The organism is Aquisphaera insulae, from assembly GCF_011064615.1.
In the GTDB taxonomy this organism is placed as follows: Bacteria; Planctomycetota; Planctomycetia; order Isosphaerales; family Isosphaeraceae; genus Aquisphaera; species Aquisphaera insulae.
In genome coordinates, this window is record NZ_JAALJH010000038.1 from 70,444 (window position 1) to 83,946 (window position 13,503).

General features: G+C 65.9%; 14 protein-coding genes. 7 read left to right on the top strand and 7 right to left on the bottom strand.

Features of this window, described 5'->3' with window-relative positions:
- Positions 1–153 precede the first annotated feature (153 nt).
- From G6O54_RS19790 to G6O54_RS19800, 3 genes are all read left to right on the top strand, one after another.
- On the top strand, positions 154–2,394 hold the full coding sequence (locus tag G6O54_RS19790; protein WP_165227393.1) for a sigma-70 family RNA polymerase sigma factor: 2,241 nt from the start codon (positions 154–156) through the stop codon (positions 2,392–2,394).
- 130 nt (positions 2,395–2,524) lie between these two features.
- On the top strand, positions 2,525–2,767 hold the full coding sequence (locus tag G6O54_RS19795; protein WP_165227394.1) for a hypothetical protein: 243 nt from the start codon (positions 2,525–2,527) through the stop codon (positions 2,765–2,767).
- Complete coding sequence (locus G6O54_RS19800; RefSeq protein WP_165227395.1) at positions 2,760–3,227, top strand: type II toxin-antitoxin system VapC family toxin; 468 nt, start codon at positions 2,760–2,762, stop codon at positions 3,225–3,227. Before G6O54_RS19795 ends, G6O54_RS19800 begins: the two co-directional genes overlap by 8 nt.
- A 431-nt stretch (positions 3,228–3,658) precedes the next feature.
- Here G6O54_RS19800 and G6O54_RS19805 read toward each other — a convergent pair whose 3' ends face one another.
- Both G6O54_RS19805 and G6O54_RS19810 read right to left on the bottom strand, forming a co-directional pair.
- Positions 3,659–4,039 carry a hypothetical protein gene (locus tag G6O54_RS19805; RefSeq protein WP_165227396.1) on the bottom strand — a complete coding sequence of 127 codons (381 nt, stop codon included), beginning with the start codon at positions 4,037–4,039 and terminating at the stop codon, positions 3,659–3,661.
- A complete protein-coding gene (locus tag G6O54_RS19810) occupies positions 4,036–4,617 on the bottom strand; it encodes a Panacea domain-containing protein (protein WP_165227397.1) in 582 nt (193 codons plus the stop codon). The genes G6O54_RS19805 and G6O54_RS19810 overlap by 4 nt, the downstream gene beginning before the upstream one ends.
- Before the next feature lie 232 nt (positions 4,618–4,849).
- On the opposite strand from G6O54_RS19810, the gene G6O54_RS19815 reads away from it, so the two are divergent.
- A complete protein-coding gene (locus G6O54_RS19815) occupies positions 4,850–6,118 on the top strand; it encodes a glycosyl hydrolase family 28-related protein (RefSeq protein WP_165227398.1) in 1,269 nt (422 codons plus the stop codon).
- Positions 6,119–6,148: 30 nt separating this feature from the next.
- Here the strand turns inward: G6O54_RS19815 and G6O54_RS19820 are convergent, their stop codons facing one another.
- Together G6O54_RS19820 and G6O54_RS19825 are read right to left on the bottom strand one after the other, a co-directional pair.
- The gene (locus G6O54_RS19820) at positions 6,149–7,675 is read right to left on the bottom strand and encodes a Fic family protein (protein WP_165227399.1); all 1,527 of its coding nucleotides are present in this window, start codon (positions 7,673–7,675) and stop codon (positions 6,149–6,151) included.
- A 176-nt stretch (positions 7,676–7,851) separates the two neighbouring features.
- Complete coding sequence (locus G6O54_RS19825; RefSeq protein ID WP_205678929.1) at positions 7,852–8,505, bottom strand: Uma2 family endonuclease; 654 nt, start codon at positions 8,503–8,505, stop codon at positions 7,852–7,854.
- Positions 8,506–8,609: 104 nt separating this feature from the next.
- Here G6O54_RS19825 and xth point away from each other — a divergent pair, with 104 nt between their 5' ends.
- Positions 8,610–9,386: an exodeoxyribonuclease III gene (gene xth, locus G6O54_RS19830; protein ID WP_165227400.1), complete on the top strand. Its 777-nt coding sequence runs from the start codon at positions 8,610–8,612 to the stop codon at positions 9,384–9,386.
- A gap of 30 nt (positions 9,387–9,416) precedes the next feature.
- Here xth and G6O54_RS19835 read toward each other — a convergent pair whose 3' ends face one another.
- Positions 9,417–9,677 (bottom strand): hypothetical protein, encoded by a 261-nt coding sequence (locus tag G6O54_RS19835; protein WP_165227347.1) that lies wholly within the window; start codon positions 9,675–9,677, stop codon positions 9,417–9,419.
- A 275-nt stretch (positions 9,678–9,952) separates the two neighbouring features.
- Here G6O54_RS19835 and G6O54_RS19840 point away from each other — a divergent pair, with 275 nt between their 5' ends.
- Positions 9,953–11,911, top strand: a complete 1,959-nt coding sequence (locus tag G6O54_RS19840) for a primary-amine oxidase (RefSeq protein ID WP_165227401.1) — start codon at positions 9,953–9,955, stop codon at positions 11,909–11,911.
- A gap of 223 nt (positions 11,912–12,134) precedes the next feature.
- On the opposite strand, the gene G6O54_RS19845 is transcribed toward G6O54_RS19840, so the two are convergent.
- Positions 12,135–12,548, bottom strand: coding sequence for a type II toxin-antitoxin system VapC family toxin (locus tag G6O54_RS19845; RefSeq protein WP_165227402.1), 414 nt, complete (start codon positions 12,546–12,548; stop codon positions 12,135–12,137).
- Entirely contained in the window at positions 12,545–12,835 is a 291-nt protein-coding gene (locus tag G6O54_RS19850) for a hypothetical protein (RefSeq protein WP_165227403.1), read from the bottom strand. Before G6O54_RS19850 ends, G6O54_RS19845 begins: the two co-directional genes overlap by 4 nt.
- Here G6O54_RS19850 and G6O54_RS19855 point away from each other — a divergent pair.
- Positions 12,825–13,503 (top strand): hypothetical protein (locus tag G6O54_RS19855; protein ID WP_165227404.1); only part of this gene is annotated, 679 nt, incomplete at its 3' end. The genes G6O54_RS19850 and G6O54_RS19855 overlap by 11 nt on opposite strands.

A 13,503-nucleotide genomic window follows, 5' to 3' on the forward strand; every position in this document is an offset into this window, starting at 1 on the left:
ACCCCGCTCCGGCCCCGAGGCAACGCTTTCGCCGGATCCCCGGGACCACGCCGAACCGCCTGGCCAAGGGATCGAAATCGAAGATGGATGGCCGGTCGGGCCGGCCGCGCGCCTACTCTGGGGTGTAACATGATCCCTGGAGGATGTCGGCCGATGGCCATGGAAACCACCGCGATCGCACCGGGACCGCTCGATCGGATCTTCGCGCAGGGCGTCCTGACCGGATCGCCCGACGACCGGCTCCTGGATCGCTTCCTCGCCGACCGCGACGGAGACGCCTTCGCGGCGCTCGTCGCCCGCCACGGGCCGATGGTCCTGCGGGTCGCCCTGGGGACGTTGCGGAATCCCTCCGACGCAGAGGATACCTTCCAGGCCACCTTCCTGATCCTGGTCCAGCGTGCGAGTTCCCTCCGCGGCCGCCCCGACCTCGGCGGCTGGCTCTTCCGCGTCGCCCACCGCGTCGCACTCCGGGCCAATGCGGTCGCCGCCCGGCGGCAGAAACGGGAACAGGCAGTGGCCAGGACGACGGCCATGATCTCCGCGAACGAATCCGCGGAATCCGATGACCTCGCGCAAGCGGTCCATGCCGCGATCGCCGCCCTGCCCGAGGCCCTCCGCTCGGCCGTCCTCCTCTGCGACCTCCGCGGCATCCCCCAGCGCAACGCCGCGATCGCCCTGAAGACCAGCGAACGCACCCTGCGCCGACGCCTCGTCAGGGCCCGCGACCGCTTGAAGCCCCAGTTCGAACGTCAGGGCCTGGCCTTCGACGCGGCCATCCTCGCCATTCGCTCCGGCGGCGCCGCGACCGTCGTACCGCACTCCTGGTCGGACGCCGTCGTCCGCGCGGCCCCAGGACATGCCGCGGCCTCCGCCTCGGCCAGTGTCCTGGTCGGCGCGGTCCGAAGGGGCGAAATCTACCGATTGCTTACATGCTCTGTCATTAGTTTCATGACTGTCGTCCTGGCGATGGTGGCAGGCTTCGGCGCGATGGCAGTCCCTCCGATGAAGGTCCCCGCGACCGGCCAGGCCGCGGTGCATAACGCCCCGAAGAAGCTCGAACAGGAGGCGGTATCCATCACCGTCTCCGGCAAGGCGACCGACGCGGAGGGCAAGCCGGTCGCCGGCGCGACGGTCCACCTCGTTTCGGCGAACTTCGACGGAGCACCGATCGGGACCGCGACCACCGATGCCGACGGCTCCTATCGCTTCGCCGACGCCCCCCTCCCGTTGTGGCACAATCACAACACCCTGCCTCAGGGAACCTTCGAGGTCTTCGCGACGGCCCCCGGCCATGGTTTCGCATGGCAGGGGATCAAGCTGTATGTGCCCCGGCCCCGCCCGCCCGAGCTCAACGACGTGATCGAGGGCTACAACTTCTTCGAGAGGGATCCCCTCGTCATGGACCTGACGCTCCCTCGGCGAGGCTTCCTCGCGGGCCGGGTGGTCGATGAGAGGAGACGTCCGATCGTCGGCGCGTCGATCCGGATCCTGTGCTGCGATTATCTCGACTACGCGGGCAAGGAGACGCACACGAGCACTCGCATGTTTGGGGCGATCAACGCCGCGCCAGCGGCGATGACGACGACCCGGACCGACCAGGAGGGCCGCTTCCACCTGGATGGTCTCCCTGCCGAATGCGGTTTCTACCTCCGGATCGAGAATCCCAGCAGTGCCCCGCGGACGCTCCACGCCGCCACGACCGAGCGGCCCGCGGCCGCCTTCGACTACCCTCATGACTCGATCCAGGACAGGACTGAACGACCAACCGTCCACACCGGCCCAATCCTCATCGTCCTGGACAGGGCCCGTCGAGTTGCCGTCAAGACGGTCATCGTCGGGACGAAGGATCCCGCGGCCGGGATCGAGGTCATGGCGTGGCAGGGTGACGTCGGATCGTCCGCTTCCGGAGTTTCGGACGCCGACGGCCGCCTCGAACTACGGCTCCCTCCCGGCGAGTACGACATCCTGGCTCACCGCAAGACCGGCGAATCGCGCGGAATCTATATCAGGTCGAAGCTAAGCGTCGCCGCCGAGCCCTCCGAGCAGGACTTCGAGCTTTCGATCGACCTCGGCTGCGTGGTGAACCTTGAGGTCATCGACGCCGACACCCGCCAGGGACTGCCGGGCGTCACCTTCTGGTCCACGACGAATCCCGCCGGCAATAATCCGCGTTCCGTCACGAGTACCCATGATTTTATGGACAATCCGGTCAACCCCGTCTCCGACGCCAGGGGCCGCCTCCGTGCCGTGATGCCCCCCGGCGAAACGACCTTCTCCGTCATGCACTCCCCACCACCGCCCGGCTATCAGCCTTCTCGCGAACAGCAACGCGTCACCCTCCGCGCGGGCAAGGCCGCGACCGTCCGTTTCGAGCTGCGGAGGGCCGGGCCGTGAGCGAACGTCATGGCCTCCCGACGAAGTCCTCCTCACGAATGATCTCGCCCAGTTCCGCCAACAACCGTATCATGAATCCAGGCGGAACGATTCCTATCCACACCCATCCGCTGGGCATGAGGACGTCGCGATGAACGCCTGGAACGAGCAGGGACACGCCCTGGAAGCTCAACTCGGCGGAGCGGATTGTCGCTCGCCGCAGTCAGGCGAACTGACTCCTCCGCTCGGTTCCGCGAGTCGTGACGCCTTGATCGAGAGCCTGACACCGGAGAAACGGGCCCTGTTCGATAGCATCTCGAAACTGCGAAGGAAAATCGGCCCGATCTCCTTCGACATCGTGAACGCCCTACGGGAGATTCGGGAGGATGGCTGACCGGCTGGTCATCGACGCGAGCGTCGCGGCCAAATGGTTCCTCGACGACGAGCTCGACGTCGACCTGGCGGAGGAGATCCTCCTCCGATTCCTCCAGGGCAGCCTGGATCTTCACGCCCCTCGGATCTTTCGTTACGAGGTCCGCGCTCTACTCGCCAAGGCTTGCGGCTCAAGGAAGGCATCCGGAGAGCGCCGACTATCGAAGGAGGATGGCGAGGAAGCCGTGAAGAAGCTCTTCAAGTTGGACATCCCCCTGAGTGATGAGACCGAAGACGGCGCGGCCTCGACGCTCGATATGTGCGTCTCCTTCTCGAAGACTTTCAAGGATATGTCTTATCTTCGCCTGGCAATCGACCTGGATTGTCGCTTCTGCACGAGCGACAGGAGAGTTCGAGAATCTGTTCCCGCGACGTTTCCTACCGATCGCGTGGTCCTCCTCTCCGAGCTTCGAGTTCGTTGACACCTTGCTCACGCTGGGCGCAAACTCCGAACACTCGTGAGGTCGGCCATCCCATTGCGAAGATATGGCCTGCCGACATGAACCCGCCAGACACCATCTCGTCCATCGCCTCTGGTCGAAACCGTGAACGACTCCGGCCGCCTCACGAAGGTCTCGCCCATTTCCATAAACAACCGTAGCATGAATCCAGTCGGAACGGTCCCGACCTCCACCCGTCTTCCCGCCATGAGGACGTCACCATGAACGTCTGGAACGACCCGTGACTTGCCCCGGGAGATTACGTCGACGGAGCGGATCATCCGATCGTCCGGAACCCAGCCCGATCGAAGGGCATGTTCGCCAGGTTCCAGAGCCGGGCTATGGGCGGGACGAAACCGGGATAGTCGTGGAACATGGGGCCATTCCACCGCAAGGCGCTGGATCGGATGGACCTAGGATACAACCCCTTGCCCCAGCAAGATCGCCTTGAACTTTGACTTGCAATCGGGCGACCTTATCGCGCCGTCCCTGATTCTCTGGAGCAGGCTGGTGGGGACGGGTGTCCGCCGTCGGAGCTTGCCGGCGCCTTCCAGGGAAGTCAGGTTGGCCAGCGAGAGTTCCTTGATGTCTTCATAATACAGGCAGGAGCGATTCGTCAGAAGCGAGAACTCGTCTACCTCCACAATGCAAGACTCATCCATGCCGACGCCGACCGCGAAGCTCGTGAAACTCACGATCAGTATCCGATTCGGATCCTTCTCGGAATCGCTGAGAACGACCCAGGTGTGACGGTCGGCGACACCGACGAGCCTGAACGTATCTCCGCCCTTCACGATCCGGCTCCCGCCTCAACCCCGTCATCGCCCGGTAAGGCGAAGATCGAATCGATGGCTTCCTGCTCGGCAAGCCTCTCCTCAATGGCCGAGATCTTATCCTTGGCGCCCTGGTCGACCAGGGCATCCGCCCAGGGGATCGGCCTTGACGTATCGGGCTCGAAGTTCCGAGCCCACTCCGAAAACTCGTGAGTGTACGCAGACAGACCGGCCGTGGAGATGGCACGGAAGCGATTGCTGACTTCCTCGAGCTTGTCGATCTCGCGATTCGAAAGCTCTCCCAGCCCCGGCTCCGCCAGTAGCACCACCTTCTTGCCGACCGATAGGATGCACCGGTTCCAATCCGCCGGTGACTCCTCCGTGCCCTTGATGAGATTGTAGGTATGACTCAGCACCGGCCCAAAATTCATGGCAACGGCGCGATCACCCGTCAGGGTGCGCCCCTTGCTGGCCAAAAGTTCCCGGTCCGCGATGTAGAGCAACTTGAGCAGCCGCATCCGATCCATCACCTTCGCCTCCAGGGTGAGGAGATGCGCCGCGGCCTGCGTCGTCTTGAGCGAGTCGAACCGGAATTTCATGTCGGCCTCATCTCCGGAACGGATGTGGGCTCCTTGCTGCTGTCCCCATTTTTCATTGTACGTCCTCGCCCTGGACTGCCTCAAGGGGCATCGTGAACAAAAGGTCAGATTCAACGCCCTTCCCCGTTGATCCCCGCCCCGATCGCCCCGATACTCGCAATTCGAGCCGGATCTGCCTCGAGTCGTGCACGGATCCGGGTTGATCAATGTTCGCAAAATATGGACAACTCTCATGGTGCGTCAACTTGCCTGGGTGACCGTATTGCTGCTGATGCCGAGCGCGGCGTTTGCCGGGGTGAATGCCCGGGACTTCGGGGCGAAGGGGGACGGGAAGGCGGACGACACCGCGGCGGTGCAGAAGGCGCTGGCGGCCGCGGCGGCGGATCGGGGGGGCGTGGTCGAGCTGCCCAAGGGGATGTATCGCATCGACGGCTCGCTCGACGTGCCCCCGGGGGTCTGCCTGGCCGGGGAGTGGCAGGCGCCGCACCACGCGAACACGGAGCACGGGACGGTCCTGCTCGCGACCGGTAGCGCCGGCAAGGAGGACGGGCCGCCGCTGATCATGCTCCACCAGAGCTCGGCCGTGAAGGGGATCACCGTCTTCTATCCCGACCAGGATCCCACCGCCGTGAAGCCGTACCCGTGGGCCATCCAGGGCGAGGGGATGCACGGGACCGTCGAGGACGTCACCCTGGTCAACCCCTACAAGGGGATCGACTTCGGCACCCATCGCAATGAGCTCCATTTCATTCGCAACGTCTTCGGCTGTCCGCTCAAGCTGGGCATCTTCGTGGACGGCACGACGGACATCGGCCGGATCGAGAACGTCCACTTCAACCCCCACTCCTGGCAGCGCTGCAGCCTCGGCGGCAAGGTCCGGACCGAGGCCGGCTGGAAGGCATTGTGGGCGTATCTGGAGGCGAACCTGGAGGGCTTCCGGATCGGCCAGACCGACTGGGAATACATGAGCGGCTGCTTCGTGATCCTGGCCAAGACGGGCCTCCACTTCGTGAGGACCGAGCGCGGCGTGCCGAACGTCGTGCTGACCCAGTGCGGCTCCGACATCGGGCCGATCGGCATCCAGGTGGACGCGACCCAGCCGCACGCCGGGCTCGCCTTCACCAACTGCCAGGTCATGGCCACGGTGAAGGTCGGGCCGGAGAACGAGGGGCCGGTCAAGTTCAGCAACTGCGGCTTCTGGCCGATCCCCAAGACCGGCAGCCAGGCCATCCTCGAAGGCAAGGGCACGACGATCTTCCAGGCCTGCCACTTCGCGGGCTGGGCGGCCGACGGCTCCGACGCCCCCTGCATCGACGTCGAGGCCGGCGCGGCGCTCATCCAGACTTGCGACTTCTTCAAGTCCGACCGGCCCCAGCTCAAGGTCGGCCCGAAGGCCCGGGGCGTCTCGATCAGCGGCTGCCGCCTCCAGGGGGGCGAGCGCTTCCTGATCGCCGAACCGGCCCGCAGCCGGGTGCAGTCGGGGCTGAACCTGACGGACTGAAGGAACGACGGGCCCTCCCCGCGATCCGAATCAGGAGTTCCCGCGGGGGGGGCGTCGGAATCCTTCGGCGATGGCCTGCTCGAGCCGGCGGACCTCGTCGTCGGTCAGGTACGAGAAGTGGGCCGATCGTTTCGCAGAAGAGAGAACGCCGTTGTTCTGGATGCAGAGCCGCAGGAACAGGTTGAGCTCGCGATCGGGCATGTCGACGATCTCCTGCATGGCCGGCTTCGTGCGATCGTAGCTCGCGAGGAAGTCGAGCTCCTCGACCATGTCCGTCTCGATCGACTGCTCGACGAACTGGAAGAGCGCCTCGGCCTGGGCCGTCATGTCCGGGTAGCGATACAGGGGGCCCAGGTCGTTCTGGACGGTCATGCGGCCCTGGTCGTCGAGAGAATAGTCCGCAAGGTCCACGATCGGACGCGAGAAGGCCTCGAGCGAGGCGTCATAGTCGGCCGGTTGGCGGAGCATGGCGGCCGACACCGGTACGATCACGCCGGCCGGCGTGAATCCCCGGCGGGATAGAATGTTGTGGATCAGCAGGCGATGGATTCGGCCGTTGCCATCTTCGAAGGGGTGGACGAAGACGAACCCATAAGCGATTGCCGCCGCTTCCAGGACCGGATGCAGCTTGCCCGACTCCATCCGCCCGTGAGCTTCGATGAGCCCCGCCATCAGGTCCGGGACCTGCTCGGGCCTCGGGCAGACGTAATGGACCCGCTCGCGACCGAACCCCAACGACTCTCCGACGTAATTCTGATTCGTTCGATAGTCGGTCTCCTTGAAGCGTGGCTCGACGATCTGATTCTGGAGATCGATCAACTGAGGCTTGACGCAGAAGTCCTCGGTCGATGCGGCTTGAAGGAGGGTGACGAACCGCTCGATCCTCGAGGCATTCGGGCGGATCCGCTCGATCTCGAAGGACGATTTCGTTTCCTTCGTGTAGAGATATCCGAGCGCCCTCCGGAGGAGGTCCGGCGGATACGACGCGGCGAGCTGGGCCGCCCTCGAGGTGAGGTCCTTCGCCCGCATCGCCTCGAGTCGCGGGGTCCGACGGATGGTCGGGCAGAAGCGGACATCGCCCAGCAAGTTGTCCCGGACCTTCTGACGTCGAACCGGAACCGCGATTGAACTCGTGTACTGCTCCTCCGGATCCACGAGATCGACGAAACCACTGCCGATGGAATGCTCGACATCGAGTTGTTCACCCGTGAGCATCTCGTAGAAATACCAGATGCGTCTGGCGTACTTCCCGGTGGGCCTGGATCGGACGTATCGTGTGATTTCCTCCCGGCTGATGGCCGGCAGCAACGACGCAAGCAGGGCGAGGTTCGTACCGTCGTACTTGAGCGCGAACTCGAGGTGGTCCACGGACGAATCGCCCGGCCAGTAGGTGGCCGGGTAGACGTCCAGGACCGTCATGCCGGCTCTTTCCGTCCGCCGAACGGTCCCGGACGCCACGATCGACCGATGCCAGTTGGGAGCGCCCGAGTTGCCGAATCGTTCCAGCAGGGCCGCGTAACCGGCGGGTCGCATCTCATCCCTGCTGACCCCCGACATCCTCACTCCTTCGTGACCGCATGACACCAACCACGCACTGTAAACAGGTGGTCAGATCTCGAATCAGGTCTCCATCACCAAAAACATGACTCTCGAGGTATCATGCGCGGAAAAATCGGCGAGAGGCCCGAAATCCTTGTCTCCAGGACCCGATTTCCCAAAAATCGTCGCCGAGATCAACGCGGAGGAGCGTCCTTCCGTCCGCCCGCGTCGAAGGTCGCGGCCACATCCACGGCGAAGCCCGCCAGGAGGATCGAGGCCGCCGACTCGCCCCGACGATAGACGCCCGACTCGTGGTACGAGTCGCCGCGGAGCGAGAGCACGGTGATCGTCTCATCCATCGGATTGACGATCCAGTATTCCGGGACGCCCCCCTCGGCGTAGTCGTGCCGCTTGTCGACGAGGTCGCGCTCCGGCTTCTCGGGGCTGACCACCTCCAGCGCGAGGTCGGCCCCAAGCCAGAAGCGGTCCTGCCGGCGTGGGTCGGCTTCCGAGAGGAGGAGAAGGAGATCCGGTTCGCGGTATTTTCCCGGGCGTACCCGCAGGCGCAGCGGCGCGAACTGGACCTTGCCACCAAGCGGCATCGCGACACCGAGGAAGGCGAGAAAGAGAAATTGCAAGATACTCTGATGCTTGTCCGTCGGCATGGGAAGCGCCTCCAGCATCCCGTCCGTGTACTCGACCAGCCGAGTGCGATGATCGGTCAGGACGAGGTACTCCTGCTCGCTCCATGTCCCTTGCGGCGGGAGCAGATCCTCGAGCATGTCTTTCCAGTCCTGCCCGGTGGGCTGAGCGGTCATGGGTGCTGCTGGTGCTGCTGCGGTCGACATGGCCATGCCTCCTCTTCAAACCACTTGACCCCCGCATTATAGTCGGAGGGCCGCGATCAGGCCACGCTCGCGGCAGCGGCTCGCCCCCTGAGTCCGGAGTCCCGATGAAGATCGCGACCTACAACGTCAACGGCATGGGGGCTCGCCTGCCCTTGCTCCTGGAATGGCTCGCACAGTCGACTCCGGACGTCGCCTGCTTGCAGGAACTCAAGGCGCCCGACGATCGGTTCCCGGCCGACGCCCTCCGCGAGGTCGGCTATCAGGCCGTCTGGCACGGCCAGAAGAGCTGGAACGGCGTCGCGATCCTGGCCCGGGACGAGGAGCCCCGCGAGACCCGCCGCGGCCTGCCCGGAGATCCCGACGACTCGCACAGCCGCTACATCGAGGCCGTCGTCCGCGGGGTCACCATCGGCTGCCTCTACCTCCCCAACGGCAATCCCGCGCCGGGGCCGAAGTTCGACTACAAGCTCGGCTGGTTCCGGCGGCTCAACGAGCACGCGGCCGGCCTGCTCGCGGCCGGCGGGCCGGTGGTCCTCGCCGGGGATTTCAACGTCATCCCGACCGAGCATGACGCCTACAAGCCCGAGCGGTGGGTCCACGATGCGCTCTACCTGCCGGAGACCCGCGCGGCCTATCACGCGCTCCTCGCCCAGGGCTGGACCGACTCGCTCCGCGCCCTCCATCCCGAAGCGAAGATCTACACCTACTGGGACTATTTCCGAAGCGCCTTCACGCGAAACGCGGGCATCCGGATCGATCACCTCCTGGTCAGCCCGGCCCTCGCACCCGGCCTGAAGGCGGCCGGCGTGGACCGCGACATCCGGGCGCGAGAGAAGACGAGCGACCACGCCCCGACGTGGATCGAGGTCGAATCGGCTTAGCCCGCTCCCGGGCCGCGCGGCGGGTGCCTATCACGCCACCGCGATCAGCCGTCGCAGCGACTGGAAGGCCGCCTGGACGTCGCGCGGGTCGTGGCCCCGACCCAGGCGTTCCTTCAGGCTGCTCAGCATCGCCGCGTCGACCATGCCGACCGACCGAATCAGCGGCTCGTACCCGTTCTGGAGCGCGTAGCTCGTGTGGATGCTCCAGGCCTCGGCGGGGTTGGCCGAGGCGGCGCGGAACTGGCGATGGAATTCGACTTCGAGGCTGTAGAGACGCTCGAGGACGGGCACGGTGATGGGCTCCGAGTTGTGTCCGGAGAATAGGGGACCCACTCAGGATACCCGGGGAAGGCGATCGGGGCGCCGGCCTCTTCGACTCGCTTCCGGATCGGACGCGGCACGATCCGCACGGCCGACAGAGTTCCCCCGGGCCGGCGAGGGAGCTTGACCCGAATGACCGGCTCGGCGTAACGTCGTCGATCGATCGATCGGCCGCGCCGTCCCTCCCCCGGCGCGAGGCATGCCGAGACTCGGCTCACGTCGCCACAACAGAATCCGGAGGGATCATGTCCACACTCGTCCAGATCACGCCGCGAGGCGAAGCGGTCCCTCCGATCCGGCGGCATCCGCTCGAACCGCTCTCGGGGGAAGAGGTCGGCGCCGCGGTCGAGATCCTCCGTCGCGCGGGGAAGGTCTCGCCCACCAGCCGGTTCGTCTCGATCTCGCTCCGGGAGCCGGACAAGGCCCTGGTGCACGAGGGGAAGTCGATGGACGAGGCCCCCCGCGAAGCCTCGGTGGTCCTCTTCGACAACGCGGCGAACGCCTGCTACGAGGCCCTGGTCTCGCTGCGGGACGGCACGCCGCTGTCCTGGGTGCACGTCCCCGGCGTGCAGCCGACGATGACGATCGACGAGCAGGTGGAGTGCGAGCAGGCCGTGCTGAACAGCCCCGAATTCCGGGCGAAGCTGAAGGAGCACGCGGGCATCGACGACACGAGCCTGGTGATGGTCGACATCTGGAGCGCGGGGAACTACGGCGACCCGGAGGACAGCTCGCGACGGCTCGCGCGGCCGCTCTGCTTCCTCCGCTCCGACCCGACCGACAACGGCTATGCGCGGCCGATCGAGGGCCTGCGCCCGGTGGTGGACCTGAACACGATGGAGGTCGTCCGGGTGGAGGACCATGGGCCCTGGCCCGTCCCCCCCGAGGCGTCCAACTACGCGGCGTCGAGGGCGGGGCGCTTCCGCGACGACATCAGGGCCCTGGAGATCTCCCAGCCCGACGGGCCGAGCTTCCGGGTGGACGGCTACCAGGTCTCGTGGCAGAAGTGGAAGTTCGTGATCGGCTTCAACGCCCGCGAAGGGCTGACGCTCCATCACCTCCGCTACGACGACGAGGGCCGCGAGCGATCCGTGCTCTATCGCGCCTCGCTCACGGAGATGGTCGTCCCCTACGGCGACCCCCGGCCGACGCAGCGGCGGAAGAACGCCTTCGACGTGGGCGAGTACGGCATGGGCATGTGCGCCAACAGCCTGGTCCTGGGCTGCGACTGCCTGGGCCTGATCCGCTATTTCGACGCCCACCTCTGCGACAGCCGCGGCGAGCCGTTCGTCCTGAAGAACGCCGTCTGCATGCACGAGGAGGACTTCGGCATCCTCTGGAAGCACACCGACCGCCGCCTGCCGGACGACCCGGAAGTCCGCCGATCCCGGCGGCTGGTCGTCTCGTCGGTCTCGACGGTCGAGAACTACGAGTACGGCTTCTTCTGGTATCTCTACCAGGACGGCACGATCCAGTTCGAGGTCAAGCTCACGGGGATCCTCTCGCTGGGCGCGGCGAGGCCCGGCGAGGCCCCGCCGCACGGGGCGCTCGTCGCACCTCAGGTCTATGCGCCCAATCATCAGCACTTCTTCAACATGAGACTGGATTTCGACCTCGACGGCGTCGCCAACACGGTCCAGCGCGTGGACGTGACGGCCGACCCGATCGACGACGACAACCCGTTCGAGAACGCCTTCCGCGCGGTGGCCACGCCGCTCGCCACCGAGAAGGCCGCGCGGGGGAACCTGTGCCTGGAGACGGCACGCACGTGGAAGGTCGTGAATCCGGGCGCCCTCAACCACGTCGGCCAGCCCGTCGGCTACCGCTTCCTGCCCGGGGACAACTCCGTGCCGTACGCCTCGCCGAGGGCCTGGTGGCGGAAGCGGGCGGGCTTCGTCGAGAACCACGTCTGGGTCACGCCGTACCGGCCGTCGGAAAAGTACGGCGCCGGCGACTACCCCAACCAGTCCCGCGGCGGCGACGGCCTGGGCGCCTGGACCGAGGCCGACCGGCCGATCGACGACACCGACGTGGTGCTCTGGTACACCTTCGGCCACACCCACATCCCGCGCCCGGAGGATTACCCCGTCATGCCCACGGCCTACATCGGCTTCACCCTCAAGCCCGCCGGCTTCTTCGCGAGGAACCCGGCCGTCGACGTGCCGCCGTCGCCGAGGAAGGCGGGCGGGAGCTGCTGCCATTGACGCGCGGAAGCCCCGCGGCGGACCCGTGAGTCGCTCGTCAGACTACCGAGGTCTACGAAAGACGAAGCGAGCTGCGGACGAACACCGGTCGACACAGGGGAGTTTCACCACGGAATGCAGGAAACGACACGGAAAGGGCATGAGAGCGAAGGAGGACTCTTCCCTTCCTCCTCGGCGCGGTCGAGCGGGCCTGTGCACGATGCATGTCCAACCCACGCTGGTCTCACGATGTGTCCGTCCAATCCTCGACGGCCAGGCCGGGGATGTGGAGAAGGTCGGCATCCCTGGACACGACGACGCATTCGGGAAGCGTCCGAGCGATGGCGGCGATGAGGACGTCCATCGAGCCGATGGTCGTCCCCGAGCGCTTCAGCATGGCCATGATGCGGCCGAACTCGCGGGATGCCTCCCGCGTCAGTGGCCAGCACTTCAGCCCCGCCAGCGCTCGCTCAAGACGCTCGGCGTTCTCGTCCCGCGTCTCGCTGTTCTCGACGCCGAAGAACAGCTCGGCGACCACCGGTTCGCAAGTCCCGATGACCGCGCCGCGGCCGCGCACCTCGCGGACCCGGAGATCGACGCCGTGCCGCCGATTGATCCAGTCCCCGACAGCGTTGGTGTCGAGCAGGTAGCGCCTCATCGGAACAGTCCCTCGACGTCCCGAGATGATCTCTCGGCGGCGTGACGGTCGCACCGCTTCAGCCAGGCTTCAGACTCGGCCTCCTGCGGCTCGTTGCAGAGCAGCGGCCGGAGTGAGTCGGCCCACTCCAGCCAGGCCGCGATGCCTTCCTCGCTGTTGTCCCAGCCGGGCTCTGAATCGCCGGGCCGATCCGGGATCGGGATCTGGAGTTCGGTCCCCTCGGGCAGGTCGATTGGTCCCTCGGTCTCGATTCGGCCGTTCCGGACGATGCCCCTGATGGTGCTCATGATCATGCTCCTTGCGTGGGCTTTCCTTTCAGTGTACCAAGCCCCAATCCTTGGAGACGCCGTCGAAACAGGACATCTTCTCCTCGGATTCAGCCTCCCATGGAAGATTGCGAGCCGTCGCGAACGTCGCTATGTTGCGGGACCGCGGACTCTCCAGGAGACCAAGTCCCTACCGGGTACCGATGCCGTGAACCATCCCAGAATCGGTAAGCTCGAAGAACGGAAGGCCGGCGGATGGGGCCTGACTCTTTCGCTTCCCGCATTCCAACCATTCTACGAGCGCTGGACCGACGAAGGGCGAGAGAGGCCCGATACGCGGGGAGAAGATAGGAGGGCCGGCCGATTCCGGGTCGTCATGTCGAGGGTGATCGCGGACGGCCCCGGACGCCATGGCGTCCAGCCCCCGTCGGACGCCCAGGTCGCGGCCGTCGAGTACCTGCGCGACAACCAGGAGCAGGTGGCCGAAGTCGTCAAGCGGGCCCTCGTCGAGGAGGCGCCAAGGGTGTTCCACTGGGATTGCCTGACAGGCCTGCTCGCGGACGAGATGAGGGAGAAGCTGGCCTTCCCGGACGGGATGATGCAGGTTGTCGAACTCCAGACCGTGGTGATCGGCGGCCGGGACGATGGCGGCCGGGCGAAGATCGGCTTCTCGTTCCATTCGCAGATTC